The organism is Massilia sp. CMS3.1 (assembly GCF_051262535.1).
Classification (GTDB): domain Bacteria; phylum Pseudomonadota; class Gammaproteobacteria; order Burkholderiales; family Burkholderiaceae_D; genus Telluria.
On the sequence record NZ_JBIMES010000007.1, the window covers coordinates 1 to 23895 of the forward strand.

Below are 23895 nucleotides of genomic sequence, written 5' to 3' on the forward strand. Positions count from 1 at the left end.
TACCGGGACGTCCGCTTACGACTGCGAATTCAACCGGTGAGCGCAACACTCTAAACTAACTGCGCAAGCAGAAACGCATCTAACGGCAACCGTCTGCGAAGCCGCGATTGTCCGCTCCGGGTCGTAAGCGGACTTCTCCAATCGTCCGCGACCGGCCAGAAGCGACCTTATACTACGACGATTACCATACAAGACGCTTTCGATATGGTGTAAATTGACGCCGGCCATCGATTCCAGCAGACGCATGTGCCGCGGCCAAATTACCAAGTTAACGGTGCCGCTGATCAGGAATTTTCATCGCATGAGGAACAAAAATTGAACTGGATTGATATCAATTGGGAGCAGAACAAACCGAGCAATAAGTTAATTGAGCGGTTATGGGGTGCCGTAAATATAACAGTGGAACCAAAGACTTTTCCGGCATTAGACCAGTATCTAGCCGAGCTTCGTCGTATCAAAACAAATGGCGGCGCATTCATTGCAAGGTTTCATGTCAATGGCAACGAAGATTTCAATTGGTTTGCGACACGTAATCGTTGGGACGAAATCGAATTCTTTTCCAGGCTTTTGTCTCACCCAGCATTTGCGAGCGCACTTCCCGAGGTGGCTACCGATGTGAAAACCGCTGAGCTTGCAGAGTTTGAATGGAGTAGCTCACTTACCCTTGATGGAGAACTCGCTCGCACCCTAGTTGTGGGCGGTGCATATGAAAAATTTGAGGGTACGCCTAGGGAAGCGAAAGCATTAGGTGAATGCGTCGCTGAATCCTTGTTCGGCGATCGATTCGACGATGTTTTAGTATTTCGATGCAGGAAGCCGTGGTCATCGTGGTTTTGTGACGTTGCTTGGGACGGCACGACGGTACTGATAGACAAACGTCTTCAGATCGTTACGGTGCTTGTTTCCACTGATACGGATTAGCTAGGGATACTTTTTACCGAGATTTGAGACGCCCTACAGCGCTCTGGGATAGTTGACCCATCCAGCTGTTAGCAATGTCCGCAACGGGTCGGTTGCGGTCCTTCGCTGGTAGACTGCTTCCGGCCAAGGGCAGACCTTCGTCAACGGTCGGCATATGGCAATCAGGAGATTGAATGGAAGAGGTAGCTTTTGCGCTAAATGTCAATGACGGATGGCCACCCGTGGGAGTCGAACACGTTTGGTGTGATCGGACCGACGGGATTTACCAACTAAGAAATGCTCCTTTCTTCATTAAGGGTCTCGCGCTCGACGATAAATTCTCTGCTGTTCCTGATGCGGTCAATGGGTCCATTTTTGAATATACTATTGTGGAAACATCAGGACATTCATTGGTCTGGATTTTGGAGCAAGACGGGCTCGATCTGAAGCCATACAAAGATGAGCTCATTCGTCTAGGACTCACTATCGAAGTTTTTCCGGAATTTAAACATCATGCAATCGACGTTCCTGCAGCGGTCGATCGTCACGCGGTCAATACTATGATGGACATGCTTCAGGAACTCGGTTTTGCGATGGCCTTTCCTGTCTGGCGTCACTAACCGGGCTACCATTGTTCGCCAGGAAGGTCCGCTTGGGGTCGGAAGCTGCCGTACACTGAACGGCCGGAAACGGCCAAAAGCAGACATAGTGGAGAACTATTCTCAGGATGTCTTGATCTTGTTTCCACCGATCATATTGAGGCGTGAACATGAACTTTCAGCGCAGGTTTAGCACGGATTGGGAACCGACAGTTCTCGCAGAGCGCGTGTTAGCCGAGGGAACATGGTCGTACCAAGGCGTAGACCACCACAGCGTTCGACTATTGAAACGAACATGGGACTATAGTTCCGCTGACATCGAGGCTATCGAGATCGCGGTTGCTGGCACTATTAATGATGATTACATCGACTATTCGATTTCAGACACTGGGGACGTGTTCTTCTGGGAATTTAGGGCGCGAGGCAGTCGAACAACTAGTCCTCACTTTCCTTCGTTTGAAGCCGCCAGGAACCACTTTTCCACTTACGCCGGGCCAAGCGAAATTCGATGGTATGTTGAAAAATCATCGAAGGATTGAACGGCCGCTACGGGTCGTAAGCGGACGCTACAATAGGTCCGCAATCGGCCAGAAGCGGACATCACATACTTATAAAAACTCGGCGACGGTGTCGCTCAGCAAACAGGAGATCGCGTGTTAGATATCAAGAAATTCGATACCTTTGCAGTGCAATCCAGTCTTCGGGAGGCGTGCTTATCCGTCGCTACTGTGGTTGTTTTGGGTGCACCAGTATGGGCGAGCGCCGCTGGGACTGACAAGCTGGTACCGGTCGAGCTAGCGGCTGATGCTCCCGGCATGATCAGGTTCGACACCTGCGCCCGTCCGGTCTACCCGGAGCAGGAAGCGAAACAAAATCATCAAGGTAAGGTAACGCTGCGCTTTCTGGTAGGGTCAGATGGCAACGTAAAGGAATCGAAGGTAATGAAATCCTCGGGATATCCAGCTCTCGACGATGCAGCTCTGGTTGCGATCTCGAAATGTAGTTTTAACCCTCCGGTGGCTAACGGAAAGCTCGTCGACGCTTGGGTTCCTGTTCAGTACGACTGGAAACCACAGTGACATAACTGCTGTCTGCTTCGAGTCGGTAGCGGACGTTCAACACATGCAGCGTAATCACGAAAAATTTTCTTTCAGACAACTAATCCGGTACACTGACCGCTGTACGAACGTCTGCAATCCGCCATGAGCGGACACCTGACCTCACAATGGGTTCTATCGCCACCAACGGGCAAAAGCCAGTATGAAATCGCCATCTCAACATATCCGCGCAGTTTTGACTGCGGTTTGCATCTTGGCCTCCAATGCTAGCCTTGCTGATGTGCCTCTCTATGACTTTAGACAGCCCGTAAGAGATGGCGTGATTCTGGTCGGGATGGAGTGCAACCACAAAAGCCAGTCGCTGGAGATTGGTATCTTTTATGCTGGAAATCCTCCAACAAAGCGGATGGATCTCTGGAAGACATCTGATCTGGTCTCTTACGACGCGAAAACGTACATGGTGACCAGTATTCGTCATGTAGAGCGGGGTTGCGTCCTTGGGAGTGACCGTTATCGAGTTCGCCTCGACGGACTTCCCGGCGCAATGAACGCTATGTGGATGTGTGGCGCGGCCGTTACCGCAAAAGCGAGCATATGGAAGAACGGTCGACCGATTTTTGAACAGGAACTATCACGATGCGGGGTTGACGACAGCGTTCGACTCGTTAGGTTTGCTCCCGGTACAGACGTTCCGACGCTGGTTAAAGATGAGCAGTGATCCTTCATTTTGTTCAGGTCGGAGGTCTGCTTTGGGCCCAGGCTGTGTAAAAACGTAGGGCCGTGTAAACGAAGCCAGTCCGGTAAACGTTAAGCCAGTATCTCATCAATACAGGTGCCAAATGAAGCGCTTTATCGAGGGCGAGGACCGCGGACAGGGCACGCTACTGCCTGAGCTTCTGGATGATTACGTTGCCGAAGATAACCCGGTTCGTGTAGTCGATGTATTTGTCGAAGAGCTAGACCTTGCCCGCTTGGGCTTCGAGCGAGTGCAACCGGCGAAAACGGGCCGGCCGGCTTCCATCGTAGTTAGGCGTCACCAAATGAATTGACATCGCCCCAAAGCAATAGTCCTATCTGATTCCAGAAAAAACAGCGCGCGTCCATTACGTTGCAAGCGTCTTCTGGCAGGAGTTGTTCAGAATCCTGCCTCTGCGTGCGCTCTACAGTCAACGATTCGCATCCGCTGACAACGATCGCCTATGACGCTTCGTTGCCAATGCTGGATATAGAGTGTACGTTTCTCTATTGCAAATCACGGTTCGTGGCTCCGATACGCAATCTCGGCTGCAAACGAAAGAAGCGTAATTTTTCTAAAATTGCATCCGCGAGTTGCGCTAACCTGTTGAACTCAAAAGTCAAGTTGGCATTGTTGGGTCAGCTGCGGTGTAACCCCCGCACGTAACAAAAAAGCCGCCCGAAGGCGGCTTTGCGTGGCCAGCAGCGGTTTTACTGCCCGCGCTTGGCCCGTGCCTTGGCCGCAATGCGCATGCGCAGCGCGTTGAGCTTGATGAAGCCGCCGGCGTCGGCCTGGTTGTAGGCGCCGCCGTCTTCGTCGAACGTCGCAATGTTCATGTCGAACAGCGAGTCGGTCTTCGAGTCGCGCGAGACCACGATCACATTGCCCTTGTACAGCTTGATGCGGACCCAGCCGTTCACGGTGGCCTGGGTGTGGTCGATCAGCGTCTGCAGCGCGACGCGTTCCGGCGCCCACCAGTAGCCGTTATAGATCAGCGACGCGTAACGCGGCATCAGGTCGTCCTTCAGGTGCGCCACTTCGCGGTCGAGCGTGATCGATTCGATCGCGCGGTGCGCGCGCAGCATGATGGTGCCGCCCGGGGTCTCGTAGCAGCCGCGCGACTTCATGCCGACGTAGCGGTTTTCCACCAGGTCGAGCCGGCCGATGCCGTGCTTGCCCCCTAAACGGTTCAGTTCCGTCAGCACTTCGGCGGGCGACATGCGCTTGCCGTTCAGAGCGACGATGTCGCCGCGCTCGTATTCGATGTCGAGGTATTCGGCTTCGTCCGGTGCCGCTTCCGGGCTGACGGTCCAGCGCCACATCGATTCCTCGGCTTCGGCGCTCGGGTTTTCCAGATGCCGGCCCTCGAAACTGATGTGCAGCAGGTTGGCGTCCATCGAGTAGGGTGCGCCGCCGTTCTTGTGCTTCATGTCGACCGCGATGCCGGCTTCTTCCGCATAGGCGAGCAGCTTCTCGCGCGACAGCAGGTCCCACTCGCGCCATGGCGCGATGATTTTCACGTCGGGTTTGAGCGCATACGCGCCCAGCTCGAAGCGCACCTGGTCGTTGCCCTTGCCGGTCGCGCCGTGCGAGACGGCATCGGCGCCGGTTTCGTTGGCGATTTCGATCAGGCGCTTGGCGATCAGGGGACGCGCGATCGAGGTGCCGAGCAGGTATTCGCCTTCATACACCGTATTCGCGCGGAACATCGGGAACACGAAGTCGCGCGTGAATTCCTCGCGGACGTCGTCGATATAGATGTTTTCCGGTTTGATGCCGAATTTGATGGCTTTCGCGCGGGCCGGCTCGAGTTCTTCGCCCTGGCCGAGGTCGGCGGTGAAGGTGACGATCTCGCAGCCGTAATTGTCTTGCAGCCATTTCAGGATGACGGAGGTGTCGAGGCCGCCGGAGTAGGCGAGAACTACTTTTTTGATGTCGCTCATGGAGGTTCCAGTGTGGAGGAGGAGGTGGGGTGGGGATGGTCAGCCGGCCCGGAGGGGCCGACGATCAAACAAAGGGTGGTACAAAAAAATCGTTAATCGGCTTCGATGCGCCCGAGCAGCAGGTATTCGATGAGCGCTTTCTGCACATGCAGGCGGTTCTCGGCCTCGTCCCAGACCACCGACTGCGGGCCGTCGATGACCTCGGCCGAGACTTCCTCGCCGCGGTGCGCGGGCAGGCAGTGCATGAAGATCGCGTCGGGCGTGGCGCGCGCCATCTTGGCGGCGTCGACGATGAAGCCGTCGAAGTCCTGCAGGCGCTGCGCGTTTTCCTTCTCATAGCCCATGCTGGTCCAAACATCGGTGCTGACCAGGTGTGCGCCTTCGCAGGCATCAAGCGGGTTGTCGAAACGGGTAAAGCGCGTGGTCGACACCAGCGCCGGGTCGAGGTCGTAACCTGGCGGCGTCGAGATGTTCAGGTGGAAGCCGAACACTTCGGCCGCCTGCAGCCACGAGTACAGCATGTTGTTGGCGTCGCCGATCCAGGCCACCGTCTTGCCGGCGATCGGGCCGCGGTGCTCGTAGAAGGTAAAGATATCGGCCAGCACCTGGCAAGGGTGGTGTTCGTTGGTCAGGCCGTTGATCACCGGGACGCGCGAGTGCGCCGCGAAGCGCTCGATGATGTCCTGGCCGAAGGTGCGCACCATGATGATGTCGCACATGCGGCTCATCACCTGGCCCGCGTCCTCGACCGGCTCGCCGCGTCCAAGCTGGCTGTCGCGCGTATTCAGGTAGATCGCGGCGCCGCCCAGCTGGTGCATGCCGGCTTCAAAACTGAGGCGCGTGCGGGTGGAGCTCTTCTCGAACACCATCACCAGCGTGCGGTCGACCAGCGGGTGGTACACCTCGTAGGCCTTGAACTTGCGCTTGATGACCTTCGCGCGCTCGATCACGTATTCGAATTCATCGAGCGAGAAGTCGGAGAACTGCAGGAAGTGCTTGATCGGTTCGGTGCCTGGCATATCGGTCTCGGGGTCCATGTTATCCCTCTGATTATAAGGGGTTTTCACGGCTGGGGTCAGCGGTGACGGTTAGTACAGCGTCTGCGCCGATTCGTGCAGCAGCTGGCCGTACAGCTCATGGCGATGGCGCGCGATCTTGCCCTCCGCGAGCGCCGTCAGGACCGCGCATTGCGGCTCGGCCAGGTGGCGGCAGTTGTAGTATTTGCAGCCGCCGAGATACGGCTTGAACTCCACGAAGGCGCGCTCGAGCATGCCTTCGGAGAGGTGATACAGGCCGAACTCCTGAAAGCCCGGCGAATCGATGATCGAGGCGCCGTCAGGCAGCCAGTAGAGTCGCGTAAAGGTGGTGGTGTGCTTGCCGGTGTCGAGCGCGGCCGAGATTTCGCGCACGGCGATGTCGGCGTCCGGCACCAGCAGATTGATCAGCGATGACTTGCCCATGCCGGACTGGCCGATGAAGATCGACGACTGGCCGGCGAGCAGTGGCTGCAGCACAGCGAGCGCGTGCTCCGGGTTCGCCGTGGCCGACACCTCGTGCACCGGATAGCCGAGCGCGCCATACACGCCGGCCCGTTCGCGTGCGCGCGGCAGCAGGTCCGCGACGTCGGTCTTATTCAGGATCAGGTGGGCCTCGATGCCGGCCGCTTCGGCCGCCACCAGCGAGCGCGAGACCAGGTCGTCGGCAAAACCCGGTTCGGTGGCGACCACGATGAACAGGCGCGAGAGGTTCGCCGCCAGCAGCTTCGACTTGTACTGGTCCGAGCGGTACAGCAGGGTGGTGCGCTCGGCGATCTTTTCGATCACGGCCTGGTTTTCCGAGGTTTGCACCAGGTGCACCACGTCCCCGACGGCGACATTCGTCTTCTTGCCGCGCGTGACGCACTGGAATTTTTCGCAGTTCACATCGGCCAGGTAATGGCGCCCGTGCGCCGCAATGATGGTGCCGCTCATGCTGGCGTTGCTGTTTGACTTTGTGCTCACGCGCCTGTCCGTTCTGTGTAAATTGCGTCGGCTTTCGCAGCGCAGATGATGTCGTTCAGCGAGACCGCATGGCCCGCCGAGTGGGTAGTGTAGGCGACGATGCAGTGGCGATAGCGCACAGTCAGGTCGGGATGGTGGTTCTCGATATGCACCATGTCCGCCAGCGCGTTCACAAAAGCGATCGTCTCGCGGTAATCCCTGAATTCATACGAACGCAGGATGTGCTCCCCTTCCAGTCGCCACTGCGGCATCTGCGCCAGCAGCGCCCTCAGTTCCGTGGCGCCCAAGGCCGGTGCGCCGTGCGTGCAATGCCGTTCGCGCAGGCTCATGCTGGCGCCCCGTTGAGATGAGCGATGCGCACCGAGGCCGGCGGATGCGAGTCATAAAAGGCCGAGTACAGCGGATCGGGCGTCAGCGTCGACGCATTGTCCTCGTACATTTTGACCAGCGCCGAGACCAGGTGGCTGGCATCGCTGTGCTGCGCCGCAAAGGCATCGGCTTCGAACTCGTGCTTGCGTGAAGTGATGGCGCTTAAGGGGCCGAACACGAAGGTGAAGATCGGCAGCACCAGCGCGAACAGCAGCAGGGCCATGGCGTCGTTCGGGGCACCCAGCATCGGCGTCACGCCCAGACCCGTATAAAACCAGCTTTGTTCCTTCAGGTAGCCGAGCAGCGCGAGGAAGGCCAGCGAGAGGGCGAACATGACAACGAGGCGCTTGACGATGTGGCGCAACTTGAAGTGGCCCAGTTCGTGCGCCAGCACTGCTTCGATCTCGTGCGGCGCCAGGCGCGCGATGAGGGTATCGAAAAAGACAATGCGCTTGGCCGCGCCGAAGCCCGAAAAATACGCGTTGCCATGCGCGCTGCGGCGGCTGCCATCCATCACGAACAAGCCTTTGGAGGCGAAGCCGACGCGCGCCATCAGGCCTTCGATGCGGCTTTTCAAACTCTCGTCGGCAAGCGGCGTGAACTTGTTGAACAGCGGCGCGATCACGCTCGGGTAGAGCACCATCATCAGCAATTGAAAACCGCTCCATACCAGCCAGGTCCAGAACCACCACAGGGAGCCGGTCGATGCCATCAGTGTGAGCACAACCCATAACAGCGGCAGGCCGATGAGGGCGCCCAGCAGCGTGCCCTTGACCCCATCGAAGAGCCACAGCTTGACGTTCATCTTGTTGAATCCGAAGCGCTCCTCGAGCACGAACTGGCGGTAATATTCGAATGGCAGATCGAGTACGCCGGAGAGTGCGGCGAACGCGGCGATCAACAGGAGTTGATGCCCCATTCCCGGACCGCTCACCTGCAGCAGCGCCGCCGATACCGCCTGCAGGCCGCCGAGCAAGGTAAAACCGACCAGCACCAGTCCGCCCCACAGCAGCGCCGCGATCCCGAAGCGGGTTTTCGCCACCGTGTAGTCGGCCGCCTTCTGGTGAGTTTCCAGCGAGACTTTGGGCGCGAACTCGGTCGGCACCTGGCCGCGGTGACGCAGCACATGGCGGATCTGGCGATTGGCCAGCCAGAAGCGCAGGGCGAGCGTGAGCACGAAGAAAACGACGAACAAAACCGAAAACGCGAGTGAAGACATTCCGTGCCTGTGAGAAAATGCAGGATTGATTTGGCAAAGAGAGAATTATGTCACACCCCACCCATTCCGCCGCACCTGCAACCCCTGCCGTCACGGCCCAGCGGCCCAACGACATGAACCTGGTCTGGGTCGACATGGAAATGACCGGCCTCGATCCGGACAATGACCGCATCATCGAGGTCGCCGTCGTCGTCACCGACATGCACCTGAACGTGCTGGCCGAAGGCCCGGTGTTCGCCATCCACCAGTCGGATGAAACACTCGGCAAGATGGACAACTGGAACAAGGGCACCCACGGCAAGTCGGGCCTGATCGAGCGCGTGAAAGCCTCGACCGTCACCGAAGCCGATGCCGAGGCGGCGCTGATCGCCTTCCTGAAAAATTTCGTACCGGCGAACAAATCGCCAATGTGCGGCAACACCATCTGCCAGGACCGCCGCTTCATGGCGCGCGGCATGCCGAAGCTGGAAGCCTTCTTCCACTACCGTAACCTCGACGTGTCGACGCTGAAGGAACTGTGCCGCCGCTGGAAGCCGGAACTGGCGTCGGGTTTCAAGAAACACCAGAAGCACACCGCGCTGGCCGACATCATCGAATCGGTCGAAGAGCTGAAGTATTACCGCGAGCATTTTATTCAGTTATAAGGCTTAAGTTGTAGCCGGCACTGTAACCACTGCTTGATGATGCTTCTACAACGACGCCTACGCGCTCAAGATGGGCGCCAAGCACCCGCAAGCGCTGGGCCAGCCTTTCGAACACGCCTGGGCCGAGCTCTGGACCAAGCTGGTGCCGATCACTACCCGCGCTGGAGCTCGCCCGCAGCGCCCGGCCCGACGTCTGCCTGCTCGACATCGGCCTGCCTGATATCGACAGCAACGAATTGGCGCGGCGCCTGGGCGCGCAGCCGGAAACCGCGCACAGCGTGCTGGTCGCCCTGTCGGGCTAGGGCCAGGAGCGCGACCGCAACACCGCCCTCGCGGCGGGGTTTGCGCATCACCTGGTGAAACCTGTCGATATCGACCGGATATTGGGCTTGCTGGCGACCCTGCGCCCGCGGGTCGACGCCTGAGTCGCCTGCCGCTTTAACGCATCTGCGTGTAGTTCACCGGAATCCAGCGGTAACCCTTGCCTTCGGTGCGCAGGTAACCCAATCCCGGGAATTGCAGGTGGGCGCCGCCGATCAATGAACCGTCCTTCGCCGCCGCGTCGAACAGCTTCTTGCGGGCAGCGGCCGCAGCCTTCTGGTCGCCGTCGAAGCCGACAGTCACCGCCGGGTTATCGAACTGCACCGCCGCCACGTGGATCAGGTCGCCAATCGCGACCATCTTCTTGCCGCCGCTCTCAATCACGTAGGTCGTGTGTCCCGGCGTGTGGCCGTGCCCGCCCTGGGCGCGAATGCCGGGAGAGACCTCGATATCGCCCTCGAAGGTCTTGAATTTGCCGGCTTTCACATACGGGTCGAGCGCGGCCATCGCATTCTTGAAGTTGCCCTTGCCATCGGCAGGGGCCTTATCCATGTTCGCTTGATTCAGCCAGTGCTCGGCTTCCGCTTTCGACGCCCGCACGAGCGCATTCGGGAAGGCCGCTGTCGACTGCGTCGTCAGGCCGCCCAGGTGGTCGCTGTGCATGTGGGTCAGGTAGACCTCGTCGACTTGTTCCGGGCTGTAGCCGGCCGCCTTCATGCTCGCCTGAATTTTGCCCAGGGTCGGCCCGAACAGGACGCCGGCGCCGGTGTCGATGAGGATCAGTTTGCTTCCGGTGTTGATCAGGAAGGCATTGTCCGAGGTTTCCAGCGGCGCTTTCAGTTGCGCCTTCGCCAGCGTGGCATTGGTCTTGTCGGCCTTTTGCGAGAGCAGCTTGTCGACCGGCAGGTCGACGGTGCCGTCTGACAGCGGCGTGATTTCGAAGTCGCCCAGCATGACGCGGAAATAGCCGGGGGCCGGGGTTTTCGCCATCGGCGCGGCGGCGAAGGAAGGCGCGGCGATGAAAGCGGCGGCGCAGGCGGCGGCCATGAGGTGCAGGGCGATGTATTTCATGTGGACTCCGGGGGTGATGTGATGGTCGAAAAGACAGGGTGACATATCGTACATTAAACCAGGCCCCGTGGAGTCCCAGCTCCCCGGGGCTTGCACCATCACTTCGCCGCAAACGCCTTCTTCAACGCATCGGCCGCGAACTGCTGCGCTTCCTTCGCCTTCGGCACCACCGCGCCCATGCCGAAGAATTCGTGCGTCACGCCCTTGTATTCCTGGTAGCTGACCGCGACGCCATCCTTCTGCAAACGGTCCGCGTACGCCTTCCCTTCGGACAGCAGCGGGTCGATCTCGGCCGCGATGATGGTCGCCGGCGGCAGGCCGCGCAAGCTGGCAGCCTTCATCGGCAACGCATACGGGTTCTTCGGGTCGCCGCCGTAATGCTTGAAGAACCAGGCCATCATCGCCTTGTTGAGCGGCTTGGCGTTCGCATTGCGCTTGTACGAAGGCGTATTCATGTCGTCGTTCACCACCGGATACACCAGCAGCTGGTGCACCGGCAGGGCCACCTTCTTGTCGCGTGCCATCATCGACACCACGGTCGCCAGGTTGCCGCCGGCGCTTTCGCCGCCGACCGCAACGCGCATCGGATCGCCATTGAATTCGCGTGCATGGTCGATCGTCCACTGGTAAGCGGTAAATGCGTCGTTCGGCGCAGCCGGGAAGGGGTGCTCCGGCGCCTGGCGGTAGTCGACCGCCACCATGATCGCGTTCGCCATCTTCGCCAATGCGCGCGGGCTGGCGTCGTACACCTGCGTATCGGCGATCACGAAGCCGCCGCCGTGGTAGTACACCATCACCGGGAACGGGCCCTTGCCCTCGGGGGTATAGATGTGGACCGGGAAGCTGGCGTCGCCGCTGCCGATGGTCATCGTCTTGACGGTCACGCCGGCTTCAGGCGCGGTCGATTTGCCCATGTCGGTCAATACCTTCTTGACGGCGTCGGCCGGGGTCGGCTGTTTGCGCGCTTCTGCCGGGGTCAGGGTTTCGAGCGGCTTCGGACCCAGCGCCGCATGGGCGTCGAGCACCTTCTGCATGTGCGGTTCGGCTTTTGGTGGTTTGGAGGAGGATTGGGCCCAGGCGCTGGTGGCCAGCAGGGCAGCGCCGGCGAGCAGCGTCAATGGAATTGCTTTCTTCATGGGATGACTCCTTTATATTGAATTTGGCATCACGCAGCGCGGGGCGCCGCCCGTGATCACACCGACAGCGTCACAGAAGCCTGCTCGTGCGTCAGTGCGCGAACGCGCATTTGACGAATTTGACGAGTCAGGCAGCGGCTGCGGACACGGGGCTGTTTGTGGTGTAATTGCGCTCTTTGTTTCGTTTAGGTTTATGCGCGCAATATTCACCCAATGGCTGCATGGCTTCCTGCCGGAGCCGCTTTCCACCAGCAAGGTCGAACGCGTACGCGCGGCCATCGGCGCCGGTGTCGGCCTGTTCGTGACCGCGCTCCTCACCCACATGCTGGCGCCGGATCTGGCGTCCTGGCTGATCGCGCCGATGGGCGCCTCGGCCGTGTTGCTGTTCTGCGTGCCGGCCAGCCCGCTCGCCCAGCCCTGGTCTGTCGTGGGCGGCAATACCGTGTCGGCTTTGGTGGGCGTGGCCTGTGCCGCCTTCGTGCCCGACGCGCTGCTGGCCGCGCCGCTGGCCGGCTGCCTGGCGATCGGCACCATGTTCGCGCTGCGCTGCCTGCATCCGCCGGGCGGCGCGGTGGCGCTCACGACCGTACTTGGCGGGCATGCGGTGCTGGACGCGGGCTGGACGTTTGCGTTCACTCCGGTGGCCGTCAATTCGCTCCTGATCGTCCTCGCCGCCATCCTCTACAACAACCTGACCGGGCGCCGCTATCCGCACGCCCATCACGCGGCCGACAGGAACGTGCTTGGCACCGGCGACCCGGCGCCAGGCGCACGTCTGGGCATTACCGAGGAAGACCTGGAAGCGGCGCTTGGCCGCTATGGCGAAGTGCTCGACGTCAGCCGGGACGACTTGCTGGCGATCGTCGACGACGCGCGCCAGCTGGCGCTGCACCGCCATTTCACGGAGCGTACCTGCGGCGAACTGATGTCGACCAGGATCGTCTTCTTGTCCCCGCGCGACACGCTCGCGCATGCCCGGGAACTGCTGCTGCGCTACGGCCTGCAGTCGCTGCCGGTGCTGGACAAAGCGCGCCAACTGCGCGGCGTGCTGGCCCAGGAAGATGTGCTGCGCCAGTTCGGCTGGAGCGCGCGCCTGCGCCAGCTGGTGCCGGGCGCCGCGCTGCGCGTGCAGGACGCGATGCGGCAACGCGTGGTCACCCTCGACGCCGGCGCACCGCTGGCGCAGCTGGTGCCGCTGCTGCAGGACGGCGGCTACCACCAGGTGGCGATCACCGGCAAGGGCGGCGCGATGGTCGGGCTGGTCAGCCAGTCGGATTTGCTGGCGGCGCTGTGCGAAGAGCGGCTCGAGACAGCAGCATAGGGCCTGGATCGCAGGCTTACTTCACAACTGCCCGGCTTGCATCGCACAGCCGGCCCTGCGCCACCTGCGCCAGCAGGGTGTTCAGCGCGGCCAGGTCGACCGGCTTGGCAAACAGGTCGTCGAAACCGGCGTCGCGGGCGTCCTGGCGGTCCTTTTCCTGGGCGTAGCCGGTAATGGCGATCAGCACCGCCGCACCCGTTGCCGGCGCCGCGCGCAAGGCCCGCGCCAGCTCGAAACCGTCCATGCCGGGCAGGCCGATATCGAGCAGGCAGACATCCGGGCCGAACGATGGCAAGGCGCGCATGGCATCCCTGGCCGAATGGGCGATGCTCACCTCATGCCCGAAGGATTGCAGGAACATCGACAGCATCGCCGCCGCGTCCTCGTTGTCGTCGACAATGCCGATGCGCAGCCGCGCCGGCGCCGTGTCGTTCCCGGCAGGCAGGGCGCCGGCCGTGTCGGCCGCGCCGCGCGCCGCCGCCGGCAGGCGCACGGTGAAACGGGTCCCCAGATCGAGCCCGTCGCTGTGCACGCTGACTGTGCCGCCATGCAGCTGCAACAGGCTTTTGACCAGGGCCAAACCGATGCCGAGGCCGCCCTGGCTGCGGTCGAGCCCGCGTTTTCCTTGCGAGAACAGCTCGAACGCGTCGGCCATCAGCTCGGGCGTCATGCCGATGCCGTTGTCACACACCGTAATGACGTGCTCATCGCCATCGGCTTCGAGCAGTACCTCGATCGCGCCGCCGTTCGGCGTGTATTTCGCGGCGTTGCTGAGCAGGTTCGTCATCACCTGCACCAGGCGCTTGCGGTCGCCCTGCACGATCGCCGGCAGCGGCGCCAACTGCACCAGCAGCCGGTGCTGGTGCTTCTCGACCAGCGGGCGCACCTGTTCGACGGCATCCGCGATGATCTCCTTCATATCGAGTTCGCTCGCTGCCAGGTCGACCCGGCCGCGCGTCACGCGCGACACGTCGAGCAGGTCGTCGATCAGGCCGGTCATGTGTTTCGCCTGGCGCGCGATGATGGCGCTGGTGCGGCCTACCGTCGCCGCGTCGAGCCCAGGGTGCGAGAGGATGGCCGCCGCCGCGGTGATCGGCGCGAGCGGGTTGCGCAATTCGTGCGCCAGCATGGCGAGGAATTCATCCTTCTTCTGGTCGGCCTGGCGCAGCGCTTCCTCGGCCTTGACCCGGTCGGTGATGTCCATCTGCGCCACCACCGCGCCGGTAATGTCGCCGGCCTCGTTACGGATCGATGCGCCCGAGTTCAGCACGATGCGGCGCTCGCCCGGGCGGTCGAAGGATTCGACCTCGATCACCTGGCGCGGCGCGGGCGCCCCCGCCAACGCCTGCGCCATCGCCCAGTCTCCTTTACCGAGCGGCTGGCCGTGTCGTTTGCTGCCGTCGGCCCACCAGCCTTTCCATTCGACGTATTCATCCACAGCGGACGACATGGGATGCTGGCCCCAGATCTTGCGGTTCTCGGCATTCACATGCACCAGCGCACCGCCGGCGTCGGCGACGATGATCCCGACCGGCACCGCTTCGAGCAGGGCGTCGAGGCGGCGCCGTTCGCTCTCGGCCTGGCCGGCGACCTCGAGCGCGTGGCGCTGGCTCTCGCGCAAGGCTCCGTCCGCTTCCTTGCGTTCGGTGATGTCGCGGTAAAACACGGCGAGACCCCCGTCGGCCGGAGGGATGACGCGGATCTCGATCCAGTAGCGCCGGCCGTCCGGGAAAACGTAGCGCTGCTCGAAGTTGACCTCGATGCGCTCGCGCATGGCACGCTTGTACTGGCGCCCGACCTCCAGCTCTTCGGAACCGGGCCAGACTTCCCACTGGCAGCGTCCCAGGATCTCGTCGGCCCCGCGCAGCTCGAAGTGCAGCGCGCCGGTGTTGATCTGGCGGACGTAAAAATGCTCGTCGAGCAGGATGTAGCCTTCGCCCATGCCTTCGAACAGGCGCTGGCAATGGTCGCGCTCGCGCCGCAATGCTTCCTGGATGAGCTGCTGGTCCCTGAATGCCTTGTGCAGTTCGATCAGGCTCATCACTTGGCGCGCCATGGTGGCGAGCACGGTCGCCTGCTGCTGGGTCAATCCCTGCGGCCGCGGTGCGAGGTCGAGCACGCACAGGGTGCCCAGCACCATGCCGCCTGGCGTCGTCAAGAGTTCGCCGGCGTAGAAGCGCAGGCCCGGCGCACCCGTGACCAGCGGATTGCAATCGAAACGCGCATCGAGGGTGGTGTCGGGCACTACCATCCGATCCTGCTGGAGCAGGGCATATTTGCAGATCGAATCGTCGAGCGGCATTTCGCGCGTGCCGAGACCGATTTCGGACTTGAACCACTGGCGCCCCTCGGCCAGCAGGTTGACCGCGACGATCGGCGCGTCCAGCAACTGGCCGACCAGTGCGACGATGTCGTCGAAGGCGCGCTCCGGCGGCGTATCGAGGATGCCGTAGGCATCCAGCGCCGCAAGGCGTTCGCCTTCGCGTTCGGTGCGGGCAGGGTAGGGCGCGTTCATCGGGCTGTGTTCGGTCGTAAGGAAAGGTGCAGGGATGATACGCGTTCAGCCCGCGTGCGCGCGGCGACGGGCAGAAATGGAGACGCGATGGTAAGGAAAACGAGATGGATGGATAAGAAAAGATGCAGGGCAAAATAAAACCGGGCTGTGCCCGGTTTTGTGGTGTGCCTTGAAGCCTAAAGTCCTTACGCCGATTCGGCGCCGCAGCACTTCTTGAACTTCTTGCCGCTTCCGCAAGGGCAGTCGTCGTTGCGGCCGGGTTTCGGCGTGTCGTGGCGCACGGTTTCCACTGCAGCCTTGCGCAGCGGCAGCCAGTAGCGGTAGATCGCCGGCAGGTTCGCTTCGATCTCGAGCGCGAGACCGTGCGCCTTGACCGGGTCTTCAACCAGCGACAATTCGGCTTCCTCGATCTCGTCCGCGCCGAGCAGGTAGAGCGGGCGCATCAGTTCGGCGATCTCGGATGTCCAGATCGGCTCCCACGAACCCGGGCGCAGTTCCATGCCTTCCCAGAAGCCCCAGCACCAGGCTTCGGCGTCGATCAGGGTCTGGCCGTTATGCTCGTGCTCGCAGTACAGCGGCTCGAACTCTTTCGGGGCCACTTCGAAGGTGATCAAGACTTCGTTCATGAAGCGCATGATCAGGTTCAGGATGCGTTCTTCTTCCTTGGCGTTCTTCCACTTCGGGACGGCGCTGTCTTCCTGGCCCCAGACGCGCGGCAGCCACTCGGCGGGCATGATGGTGTCCGGGCCGATCGCGATCGCGGTCAGGTAGCCATGCAGGGTGTCCATCGTCATCGCGTCTTCCGGGCTGCGCTCGGAGAGGAGGAACTGGTCGAGTTCGTCGAATTCTTTTTCGGTCAGGGGCTGTTCGAGTTGCATTTTTTTGGGCTCTTGGTGCGGTGAATATGCCAGTTTAACGCGTGCAGGCCGCCATGCGTACGAAATAGCGCGCCGCGCCGTACAATGACAGCATGGATAAAGAGTCTACTTCAGCAGGGCAATCCCCGGCGCACCCGTTTTCCAGTCTCGATCCGGCGCGCGTGCTCGATGCGGTCGACAGCGTCGGCCTGCATGGCGATGGCCGCCTGCTGGCCCTGAACAGTTATGAAAACCGGGTCTACCAGGTGGGGCGCGACGAGGGCGAGCCGGTGGTGGTCAAGTTTTACCGGCCGAACCGCTGGAGCGATGCGGCCATCCTCGAAGAGCACGCCTTCGTGGCCGAGCTGGTCGAGCACGAAATCCCGGTGGTGCCGGCGATGACCATCGACGGGCGTACGCTGCACGAATTCGAGGGCTTTCGGTTTGCCGTCTTCGCGCGCCGCGGCGGACGGGCCCCGGAACTGGGCGACCCCGACACGCTGGAATGGATGGGGCGCTTCATCGGCCGCATCCATGCCGTGGGCGCGGTCAAACCTTATCTGCTGCGTCCCGAACTCAATCCCCAGACCTTCGGGCGCGAGCCGTTCGACTTTCTTGTCAAGCACGACTTCATTCCGATCGAACTGCGCACGACCTACGCCAGCGTGGTCGAACAGGCGCTTGCCGGGGTTACCCGCTGCTACGAGCGCGCCGGCAGCCTGCCGCTCCTGCGCCTGCACGGCGACTGCCATGGCGGCAACGTGCTGTGGACTGGTGACGGCCCGCATTTCGTGGACTTCGACGACAGCCGCATGGGCCTGGCGGTGCAGGACCTGTGGATGATGCTCTCGGGCGAGCGCCATGACATGGTGCGCCAGATGGCCGACGTGCTGGCCGGCTACGAGGATTTCTGCGATTTCGATCCGCGCCAGCTGTATCTCGTCGAAGCCCTGCGCACCCTGCGCCTGATCCATTACGCCGGCTGGCTGGCGATGCGCTGGGACGATCCGGCCTTCCCGGCGGCGTTTCCCTGGTTTAACACCCAGCGCTACTGGCAAGACCGGATTCTCGAGCTGCGCGAACAGGTCGCGCTGATGGACGAACCGCCGCTGTGGCCCGTTTGAAGCCTTGAATTGCGGGGATTTCAGCACGCAGTTCCGGGTGCCATGATTGTCGGGTTTGGTTGATAATGAATTTGCGCAATTGCGCGACGCGCAGCAGGTTGATCGAGATATCACAACGAGAATAATCATGGAACAAGCTCCACACGACGATACCGACTTTACGATCGACATGCCGGCCTCGAAGGCCCAGCACGTCCCAGCGCCCGCGCTCGAGCGCGGCCCGCTCGAGAAGGCCGCGATCATGGAAGCCATCGCGCGCGTGGAAGCCGAGGCCAAAGCCAATGTGGCCGCCGAAACACGCGCCCACGCCGAGGCACGCGCCCGATCGCTCGCCGATGAGCGTGCAGCCCTGGATGCGGCCGCCTCCGCCGCAGCCCTGGCCAACGCCCAGGCGTCGGAAGAAGTCATCGAGCTCAACCGCGACCGCCTGGAAACCCTGCGCGCCGCGGCCCATGCCTCGAGCGAGCGCCTGGAAGCGATGCGCATCGAGACCGCCGAGCTGCGCGCCCGCGTCCAGGCCGACACCGAAGGGCGCTTCGCGGTCGAAGCGCGTTCACGCGCGGCCGACGAAGCCCGCCGCCGCGCGGCCGAACAGATGGAAGCCGAAGCGGCGATGGCCCTGGTCGCAGCGCGCGCCGCCGACGAGTTGCTGGTGCAGACCGAGGAAGCGCGGCGCCAGGCCGCCGAACGCGTCGCCGCCGTGCAGGCAGCCCGGGAAGAGGTGCTGCATAGCGCCAGCGCCGATGCGCGCGTCACCGTGCTGGCGCGCGAGCGCGAGCGGGCCGAAAAGGCCGCGCGCCAGACCGCTGAAAAGCTGGCCCAGGTCGAATCCGAAGCGCTCGACCTGGCCGTGCAGCGCGAGCGCGCCGACCAGGTTGCGCTCAGCGCGGCCTTTGCCCGGGCGATTGCCGAAGCGCGCGCGCTGGAAGAGGCGCGCGCGCTGGCCCACGTCGAACACGAGCGCGAATCGATCGCCCAATCCGAGGCCGACTCGTCAAAAAACGCGGCCGACACCTTGCGCACGCGCCTGCAGCTGGAAAAGGAATTGCGCGACGCCGCACTGCACCGCGAGCGCCTCGAACAAACCGCCGCCGCTACCGCCGAAGCCCGGCGCGAAGCCGAGGCGAGGATTGCCGTTGCCACCGAAGCGCGCATCGACGCCGACCGCAGGCTGCGCGAGATCGCCCTGGCGCGCGCCGAAGCCGAACACGAAGCCGGCCAGCAGGTGGAAGTGCGCCTGCAGGCCGAAGCGGCTGCGTTCGAACACGCAAGAGCGCGCGCCGAGGCCGATCGCCTGGCTGCACTGGCGGCCGAAGTCGACGCGCGTGAACAGGAGCGCGAGCGTGCCTTGGCCCAGGAACGCGCGTTGCAAGCCGAGGCGGCAGCCGACGCCCGTGCCCGCACCAACGCAGCGCAGGAATCCGAACTGGCCCTGGCCGCCGAAGCACTCGAACAGGGACAGCAGGCGGCGCAGATGGCCGAGCTGCGCGCGCGCGAGGCCGACGCCCTGGCCAGCGCCGAGCGCGCCCGGCATGAGGCGGAAAGCGCCGCGCTGGCCGAGCTGCAGGAACGCCTGCAGGCCGAACATGCCTTGACCGGGGCTGCCGCCGCGCGCGCCGAGGCCGACGCGGCCCAAGCCGCCTCCCTGCGCGAGCAGCTTGACGCTGAACGGCGCATGGCCGACGCCCGCCAGGGGGCGATCGAGGCCCAGCAGCTGGCAGCGGCGCAGCTGATCGAAGCGGCGGCGCAGGAAGAGGCAGCGGCGGCGGCGGCGGGAGCCCAGGCCGAGGCGGCGGACGAACTGGCGCGTGTGCAGGCCGAACATGCTGCTGTCGAGCAGGCGCGCCTGCTTGCCACGGGAGCGGCCTTGGCGGCTGAACGCCAGGCCGTCGAGGCAGGGCGCGAAGCGCTGGCGCTGGCCGAGCAGCAACTGGTGGCGCAACAGCAGCAGCTCGACTTCGACACCCGGGCGAATGCCGCGGCAGCGGCGCGCCTGGCATCCGAACAGGAAGCGGCACTGGCCGCGCGCGTACGCCTGGACGCCGAAGAAGAAACGGCGCGCCTGGCGCGTGAACAGGAACTGGCCGACAGCGCCGCCGCCCAGGCGGCGCTCGACAAACGCGACGCCCAGCGCGCGCTGCTCGCGCACGCCCAGGCCCATGCCGAGATGCAGCGCCGCACGGCCGCGACCACGTATCAGATGGCCGACGCCCGGCGCGAGCTGCTGGCACTGGAAACGAAGCGCCTGGAGGAGCAGGCGGCCGAGCTGTCGGCGACCGAGGACGCCATCGACGAACGCAAGGCCGAAGCCAATCAGCGCGCCGCCTCGGAAAACATCACCCGCGAAGTGCTGGGGCGCTTGAAGAAGCAGCCGTCGGCGCAGCAGGCGGCGGCAAGGCTGGCGGAGGTGATCATGAACCAGCGGCGCTCGGGAAGCGAGTAGTTAATACGTCGGACGAATCACCCGATATCGGTGATTCGCCTTTCCTATCACTGCGCTACTTTCGGCGCCTCGCTTGGCGACAGCGGCGACACCGGCCCGGTATTCACGCTGCTGACGAAATACTCGGTCTCGCCGAAGCAGCTGGTCGGCACGCCCTTGTGCTGTTCATAGCTGATCTCGACGCGCTGGCCCATGGTCGACTGCAGCTTTTGCACCAGGCTGTCGTCGCGCACGGTAAAGGTGAAGCGCTCGGGAATGGCGCCTGGCATGCTCGACAGCAGGATTTCGCCTTCCCAGGTCTTGCACAGCCAGCCCTTTTTCGAGAACTTCTGCAAGTAGCCGGCACGGGTTCCTTCAGAGTAGGACCAGGTCAGCGTGAACCAGGTGTAGATGCCAAGGATGACCACCAGAGCGGCGACGAGGGACAGCAGGATGGCGGGGGCGCGTTGCGGCAGTGCTTTCGGCATGATTGGTCGGTGCAGTCAGTAGTAGAGTAGAAAAGGGCGCTCGGCGGCGCGGTGGGCCTCATTCTGCCACGCGCCGCCCGATTGTCAAAACGGCAGGGCGAATGCCGTCACGGGGGTCAAGCGATCTCGGCCTTGTCGCGCGTGTTTTCCAGCTCGCTGCGCTTGCGGTGGCGAATCGAGGACCACAGCGACACGACAATGAATGCCAGTCCTGACAGGCCCGTGAACCACTCGGGGATGTGGTAGTGGACATTGGCAAACATGATCAGCGCCAGGATGCCGATTGCATAGTGGGCGCCATGCTCGAGATAGACGAATTCCTGCAGCGTACCCTTGTAGACCAGGAACACCGTCATCGACCGCACGAACATGGCACCGATCGCCAGGCCCAGCATGATGATGACGACGTCGTTGGTGATGGCAAAAGCACCGATCACGCCATCGAAAGAGAAGGACGCATCGAGCACTTCGAGGTACAGGAATCCGCCGATGCTACCCTGGGATATCATCTTGCCAATGGTCGGGTCCTCTTCCTCTTCTTCCAGCAGGCCGCTGATCCAGTTGACGCCGATATACACCAGCACACCGACCAGGCCCGCAATGAGCACGGGAAGCTTGCGCGTCTCAGGCATCAGGCGCATTGCAAAGAACACGGCCAGCAAGGTTAACAGGGTGGCCAGGCCTTCGGAACCATACTTGCCGACCTTCTCTTCGATCCAGCCGAGCCAGTGCAACTCCTTCTGGTCATCGAACAGGAAATTCAGGAATACCAGCATCAGGAAGGCGCCGCCAAAGGCCGACACTTCGGCGTGATGCTCGGTCAGGTGGCGCGAATATTCGTCAGGGGTCTCGATGGCCATGCTCCACACATCCGTCAGGCCGAGGCCGGTGGCAACCGAGACGATCACCAGCGGAAACAGCAGGCGCATGCCGAACACCGCCACCAGGATACCGACGGTGAGAAACAGCTTGCGCCAGAATTCGTTCCAGTGGCGCAGCACCGATGCGTTGACGACTGCATTGTCGAACGAGAGCGAGACTTCGAGCACCCCGAGCACCGCGGTAATCCACAGGGCGCTGGCCAGGCCGGCCATGCCGCCGCGCTCGTACCCCCACCAGCCGGCCAACATCATCAGCACGACAGTAACAGCAATGGATATCCTGAAGTGCCGCATGTCGACTCCTCATCGCCGGGACCTCGGTCCCATCTTGGTTGAAATGCCACAGTTTCCGGAATCTTAACCGGTGACGGGGCAGGGCGGCGCAGCGCAGGTCGCCGTGGAGCATTGCTTCTGCGATAATTCTGCCCGGCATATGCATCTACCCGGACAAGGATTCCATGGACTTCGCTTACCTCATCACGCCCTTCCTGACTTGGGCAATCGTCGGACCGATCAAATTCCTGATCAGCAGTGCGCGCCAGCGGCGCTGGACCTTCAACCTCGTCGGGAATGGCGGCTTTCCCAGCAACCATAGCTCGGTCGTCACGAGCATGGCGACCCTGATCGCCCTGCGCGAGGGGATCGATCACCCGGCCTTCGGCGTGGCCGTCACGCTCGCCTTCATCGTCATGATCGACGCCAACAGCCTGCGCCAGCACGTGGGACGCCAGGCGGCGGCGATCAACCGCCTGGCCGGCAAGAATAGTGACCACATCACGCTGCGCGAGCGCATGGGACACACCCTCGTTGAAATCTGTGGCGGCATCGTCACCGGTATCGGAATGGGGTTCGTGGTGTATTACCTGTTCGAGGGCTGATCATATTTTTCCCGGGGCAATGCCCCGGGCTCCCCATCCGTGCGGCCTTCGCGCCGCATCGCGTCATCGTCGTATGCAGTTCATCGCAGCATTTCGCAGTTCATCCCTCCAAAATAACAACGGGCGGGATCGTCAATTGACGGGTCGGGCCGCCTCCTAGATACTGCGCGCTGACAGGTTCCATCTAATTTAAATAAATACGCGTCAACGTCCAACCGGGAGATTCTCCAATGCTGCGCAACACTTTACTTGTCCTTGCCATCGCGTCCGCCCTGGGCGCCTGCAACAAGGAGGCCAAGGACCCTGCCAAGGCCGAAGGCAAAGCTTCAGCCTCGGCCGACCTGAAGGACACCAGGCCGAGCCAGCTGCTGGTCGCCCCGCAGGACTTGCTGACGGTATCAAATGATTCGCTTGCCTCCGGTCCTGTGATCACCGGCTCGATCCAGCCTGAACGCCGCGCCGACCTGCGCGCCGAGGTGTCCAGCGTGGTACTCCAGGTACTCAAGGAAAATGGCGAAACGGTCAAGCGCGGCGACCTGCTGGTAAAACTCGATGAAACCGCGATCCGCGACACCCTGGTCTCGGCCGACGCCGGCGTACGCGCGGCGGGCCAGGCACTCGACCAGGCCAACCGCCAGCTCGAACGCCTGAAAACCCTGCGCGCCTCGGGCATGACCTCGGCCGCGGCCCAGGACGAAGCCGAAGTGCGGCGCAACAGTGCGCAGAGCGAATTGTCGTCTGCCAAGAGCCGCGCCGCACTGGCGCGCCAGCAGATCGCCCGCACGCTGGTGCGCGCGCCGTTCGACGGTATCGTCAGCGAGCGCAAGGTCTCCAGCGGCGACACCGCCACCATCGGCAAGGAACTGGTGAAAGTCATCGATCCGACCAGCATGCGCTTCGAAGGGCGCGTCTCGACCGACAAGATCGGCACGATCAAGGTCGGCCAGCTGGTCAAGTACCACATCAACGGCTACGGCACCCAGCAGTTCACGGGCGTCGTGAAACGCATCGACGCCTCGGCCAACGACATCACGCGCCAGGTCGAGGTGCTCGTCGGCCTGACCGGCGAGCAGCCGCGCGTGGCCGGCCTGTACGCGGAAGGGCGGATCGATGCCGAGACCTCGAGCGCACTGATGCTGCCCGAGAGCGCCATGGTGAAAGCCGGCGACAAGACCTATACCTGGCGCGTCAAGGGCGCCCTGTTGTCGAAGGTCGACCTGCAGACCGGCATGCGCGACCAGCGCACCGGCAATATCGAGATCAAGTCGGGCCTGGCCGCCGGCGACACCGTGCTGCGCAACCCGAGCTCGAACTTGAAGGATGGCCAAAAAGTTGAATTGACGGGCGTCGCTCCCGCGACCGGCGCGCCTGCCCGTGTCGCCAGCGCCACCGCGCCCGCCAAAGGAAACTAAG

Annotated in this window: 21 protein-coding genes and 1 pseudogene; 11 read left to right on the top strand and 11 right to left on the bottom strand. The window is 62.5% G+C overall.

The features are described from left to right. The first annotated feature begins 315 nt into the window (after nt 1-315). The 5 genes and pseudogenes from ACHAC9_RS12590 to ACHAC9_RS12610 form a co-directional block, all read left to right on the top strand. Nucleotides 316-921 (top strand): hypothetical protein, encoded by a 606-nt coding sequence (locus ACHAC9_RS12590; protein ID WP_435760347.1) that lies wholly within the window; start codon nt 316-318, stop codon nt 919-921. 173 nt (nt 922-1094) lie between these two features. Continuing rightward, nucleotides 1095-1520 (top strand): DUF4265 domain-containing protein, encoded by a 426-nt coding sequence (locus ACHAC9_RS12595; protein WP_435760348.1) that lies wholly within the window; start codon nt 1095-1097, stop codon nt 1518-1520. Between the two features lie 632 nt (nt 1521-2152). Then, entirely contained in the window at nt 2153-2578 is a 426-nt protein-coding gene (locus ACHAC9_RS12600; protein ID WP_435760349.1) for an energy transducer TonB, read from the top strand. Between the two features lie 181 nt (nt 2579-2759). Beyond that, the gene (locus ACHAC9_RS12605) at nt 2760-3275 is read left to right on the top strand and encodes a hypothetical protein (RefSeq protein WP_435760350.1); all 516 of its coding nucleotides are present in this window, start codon (nt 2760-2762) and stop codon (nt 3273-3275) included. Nucleotides 3276-3396: 121 nt separating this feature from the next. Next, nucleotides 3397-3573: pseudogene (locus tag ACHAC9_RS12610) on the top strand (IS5/IS1182 family transposase); the annotation flags it as partial. Nucleotides 3574-4003: 430 nt separating this feature from the next. Here ACHAC9_RS12610 and ACHAC9_RS12615 read toward each other — a convergent pair. From ACHAC9_RS12615 to ACHAC9_RS12635, 5 genes are all read right to left on the bottom strand, one after another. Then, nucleotides 4004-5236 carry an argininosuccinate synthase gene (locus ACHAC9_RS12615; RefSeq protein WP_435760351.1) on the bottom strand — a complete coding sequence of 411 codons (1233 nt, stop codon included), beginning with the start codon at nt 5234-5236 and terminating at the stop codon, nt 4004-4006. A gap of 92 nt (nt 5237-5328) precedes the next feature. Continuing rightward, nucleotides 5329-6255 (bottom strand): ornithine carbamoyltransferase, encoded by a 927-nt coding sequence (gene argF / locus ACHAC9_RS12620; protein WP_435760610.1) that lies wholly within the window; start codon nt 6253-6255, stop codon nt 5329-5331. Between the two features lie 69 nt (nt 6256-6324). Beyond that, the gene (gene rsgA, locus ACHAC9_RS12625) at nt 6325-7206 is read right to left on the bottom strand and encodes a ribosome small subunit-dependent GTPase A (protein ID WP_435760611.1); all 882 of its coding nucleotides are present in this window, start codon (nt 7204-7206) and stop codon (nt 6325-6327) included. 26 nt (nt 7207-7232) lie between these two features. Then, nucleotides 7233-7565 (bottom strand): 4a-hydroxytetrahydrobiopterin dehydratase, encoded by a 333-nt coding sequence (locus ACHAC9_RS12630; RefSeq protein WP_435760352.1) that lies wholly within the window; start codon nt 7563-7565, stop codon nt 7233-7235. Then, on the bottom strand, nt 7562-8824 hold the full coding sequence (locus tag ACHAC9_RS12635) for a M48 family metallopeptidase (protein WP_435760353.1): 1263 nt from the start codon (nt 8822-8824) through the stop codon (nt 7562-7564). Before ACHAC9_RS12635 ends, ACHAC9_RS12630 begins: the two co-directional genes overlap by 4 nt. Nucleotides 8825-8937: 113 nt before the next feature. Between ACHAC9_RS12635 and orn the strand changes: the two genes are divergently transcribed. Then, nucleotides 8938-9468 (top strand): oligoribonuclease, encoded by a 531-nt coding sequence (orn, locus tag ACHAC9_RS12640; protein WP_435760612.1) that lies wholly within the window; start codon nt 8938-8940, stop codon nt 9466-9468. A 438-nt stretch (nt 9469-9906) separates the two neighbouring features. Here the strand turns inward: orn and ACHAC9_RS12645 are convergent, their stop codons facing one another. Further along, complete coding sequence (locus ACHAC9_RS12645; RefSeq protein ID WP_435760354.1) at nt 9907-10860, bottom strand: MBL fold metallo-hydrolase; 954 nt, start codon at nt 10858-10860, stop codon at nt 9907-9909. Nucleotides 10861-10958: 98 nt separating this feature from the next. After that, nucleotides 10959-11996 carry an alpha/beta hydrolase gene (locus tag ACHAC9_RS12650; RefSeq protein ID WP_435760355.1) on the bottom strand — a complete coding sequence of 346 codons (1038 nt, stop codon included), beginning with the start codon at nt 11994-11996 and terminating at the stop codon, nt 10959-10961. 193 nt (nt 11997-12189) lie between these two features. On the opposite strand from ACHAC9_RS12650, the gene ACHAC9_RS12655 reads away from it, so the two are divergent. Further along, nucleotides 12190-13317, top strand: coding sequence for an HPP family protein (locus ACHAC9_RS12655; RefSeq protein WP_435760356.1), 1128 nt, complete (start codon nt 12190-12192; stop codon nt 13315-13317). A gap of 16 nt (nt 13318-13333) precedes the next feature. On the opposite strand, the gene ACHAC9_RS12660 is transcribed toward ACHAC9_RS12655, so the two are convergent. Further along, a complete protein-coding gene (locus ACHAC9_RS12660) occupies nt 13334-15832 on the bottom strand; it encodes an ATP-binding protein (protein ID WP_435760357.1) in 2499 nt (832 codons plus the stop codon). A 185-nt stretch (nt 15833-16017) separates the two neighbouring features. Continuing rightward, nucleotides 16018-16710 (bottom strand): UPF0149 family protein, encoded by a 693-nt coding sequence (locus ACHAC9_RS12665; RefSeq protein WP_435760358.1) that lies wholly within the window; start codon nt 16708-16710, stop codon nt 16018-16020. Between the two features lie 92 nt (nt 16711-16802). Here ACHAC9_RS12665 and ACHAC9_RS12670 point away from each other — a divergent pair, with 92 nt between their 5' ends. Both ACHAC9_RS12670 and ACHAC9_RS12675 read left to right on the top strand, forming a co-directional pair. After that, on the top strand, nt 16803-17813 hold the full coding sequence (locus tag ACHAC9_RS12670) for a serine/threonine protein kinase (RefSeq protein ID WP_435760359.1): 1011 nt from the start codon (nt 16803-16805) through the stop codon (nt 17811-17813). Nucleotides 17814-17940: 127 nt separating this feature from the next. Further along, the gene (locus tag ACHAC9_RS12675) at nt 17941-20256 is read left to right on the top strand and encodes a hypothetical protein (protein ID WP_435760360.1); all 2316 of its coding nucleotides are present in this window, start codon (nt 17941-17943) and stop codon (nt 20254-20256) included. A gap of 47 nt (nt 20257-20303) precedes the next feature. Here the strand turns inward: ACHAC9_RS12675 and ACHAC9_RS12680 are convergent, their stop codons facing one another. Both ACHAC9_RS12680 and ACHAC9_RS12685 read right to left on the bottom strand, forming a co-directional pair. Continuing rightward, complete coding sequence (locus ACHAC9_RS12680; protein ID WP_435760361.1) at nt 20304-20723, bottom strand: hypothetical protein; 420 nt, start codon at nt 20721-20723, stop codon at nt 20304-20306. A gap of 116 nt (nt 20724-20839) precedes the next feature. Then, nucleotides 20840-21898 carry a DUF475 domain-containing protein gene (locus ACHAC9_RS12685; RefSeq protein ID WP_435760362.1) on the bottom strand — a complete coding sequence of 353 codons (1059 nt, stop codon included), beginning with the start codon at nt 21896-21898 and terminating at the stop codon, nt 20840-20842. A gap of 164 nt (nt 21899-22062) precedes the next feature. On the opposite strand from ACHAC9_RS12685, the gene ACHAC9_RS12690 reads away from it, so the two are divergent. Both ACHAC9_RS12690 and ACHAC9_RS12695 read left to right on the top strand, forming a co-directional pair. Then, complete coding sequence (locus ACHAC9_RS12690; protein ID WP_435760363.1) at nt 22063-22482, top strand: divergent PAP2 family protein; 420 nt, start codon at nt 22063-22065, stop codon at nt 22480-22482. Between the two features lie 230 nt (nt 22483-22712). Then, nucleotides 22713-23894 (top strand): efflux RND transporter periplasmic adaptor subunit, encoded by a 1182-nt coding sequence (locus ACHAC9_RS12695; protein ID WP_435760364.1) that lies wholly within the window; start codon nt 22713-22715, stop codon nt 23892-23894. Nucleotide 23895: the final 1 nt, after the last annotated feature.

What these genes read in the sequence shown, in the direction of transcription:
- ACHAC9_RS12595 (WP_435760348.1), top strand. Translation starts at nt 1,095, where the DNA reads ATGGAAGAGGTAGCTTTTGCGCTAAATGTCAATGACGGATGGCCACCC.
- ACHAC9_RS12605 (WP_435760350.1), top strand. Translation starts at nt 2,760, where the DNA reads ATGAAATCGCCATCTCAACATATCCGCGCAGTTTTGACTGCGGTTTGC.
- ACHAC9_RS12615 (WP_435760351.1), bottom strand. Translation starts at nt 5,236, where the DNA reads ATGAGCGACATCAAAAAAGTAGTTCTCGCCTACTCCGGCGGCCTCGAC.
- argF (WP_435760610.1), bottom strand. Translation starts at nt 6,255, where the DNA reads ATGCCAGGCACCGAACCGATCAAGCACTTCCTGCAGTTCTCCGACTTC.
- rsgA (WP_435760611.1), bottom strand. Translation starts at nt 7,206, where the DNA reads ATGAGCGGCACCATCATTGCGGCGCACGGGCGCCATTACCTGGCCGAT.
- ACHAC9_RS12630 (WP_435760352.1), bottom strand. Translation starts at nt 7,565, where the DNA reads ATGAGCCTGCGCGAACGGCATTGCACGCACGGCGCACCGGCCTTGGGC.
- ACHAC9_RS12635 (WP_435760353.1), bottom strand. Translation starts at nt 8,824, where the DNA reads ATGTCTTCACTCGCGTTTTCGGTTTTGTTCGTCGTTTTCTTCGTGCTC.
- orn (WP_435760612.1), top strand. Translation starts at nt 8,938, where the DNA reads ATGAACCTGGTCTGGGTCGACATGGAAATGACCGGCCTCGATCCGGAC.
- ACHAC9_RS12645 (WP_435760354.1), bottom strand. Translation starts at nt 10,860, where the DNA reads ATGAAATACATCGCCCTGCACCTCATGGCCGCCGCCTGCGCCGCCGCT.
- ACHAC9_RS12650 (WP_435760355.1), bottom strand. Translation starts at nt 11,996, where the DNA reads ATGAAGAAAGCAATTCCATTGACGCTGCTCGCCGGCGCTGCCCTGCTG.
- ACHAC9_RS12655 (WP_435760356.1), top strand. Translation starts at nt 12,190, where the DNA reads ATGCGCGCAATATTCACCCAATGGCTGCATGGCTTCCTGCCGGAGCCG.
- ACHAC9_RS12660 (WP_435760357.1), bottom strand. Translation starts at nt 15,832, where the DNA reads ATGAACGCGCCCTACCCTGCCCGCACCGAACGCGAAGGCGAACGCCTT.
- ACHAC9_RS12665 (WP_435760358.1), bottom strand. Translation starts at nt 16,710, where the DNA reads ATGCAACTCGAACAGCCCCTGACCGAAAAAGAATTCGACGAACTCGAC.
- ACHAC9_RS12670 (WP_435760359.1), top strand. Translation starts at nt 16,803, where the DNA reads ATGGATAAAGAGTCTACTTCAGCAGGGCAATCCCCGGCGCACCCGTTT.
- ACHAC9_RS12675 (WP_435760360.1), top strand. Translation starts at nt 17,941, where the DNA reads ATGGAACAAGCTCCACACGACGATACCGACTTTACGATCGACATGCCG.
- ACHAC9_RS12680 (WP_435760361.1), bottom strand. Translation starts at nt 20,723, where the DNA reads ATGCCGAAAGCACTGCCGCAACGCGCCCCCGCCATCCTGCTGTCCCTC.
- ACHAC9_RS12685 (WP_435760362.1), bottom strand. Translation starts at nt 21,898, where the DNA reads ATGCGGCACTTCAGGATATCCATTGCTGTTACTGTCGTGCTGATGATG.
- ACHAC9_RS12690 (WP_435760363.1), top strand. Translation starts at nt 22,063, where the DNA reads ATGGACTTCGCTTACCTCATCACGCCCTTCCTGACTTGGGCAATCGTC.
- ACHAC9_RS12695 (WP_435760364.1), top strand. Translation starts at nt 22,713, where the DNA reads ATGCTGCGCAACACTTTACTTGTCCTTGCCATCGCGTCCGCCCTGGGC.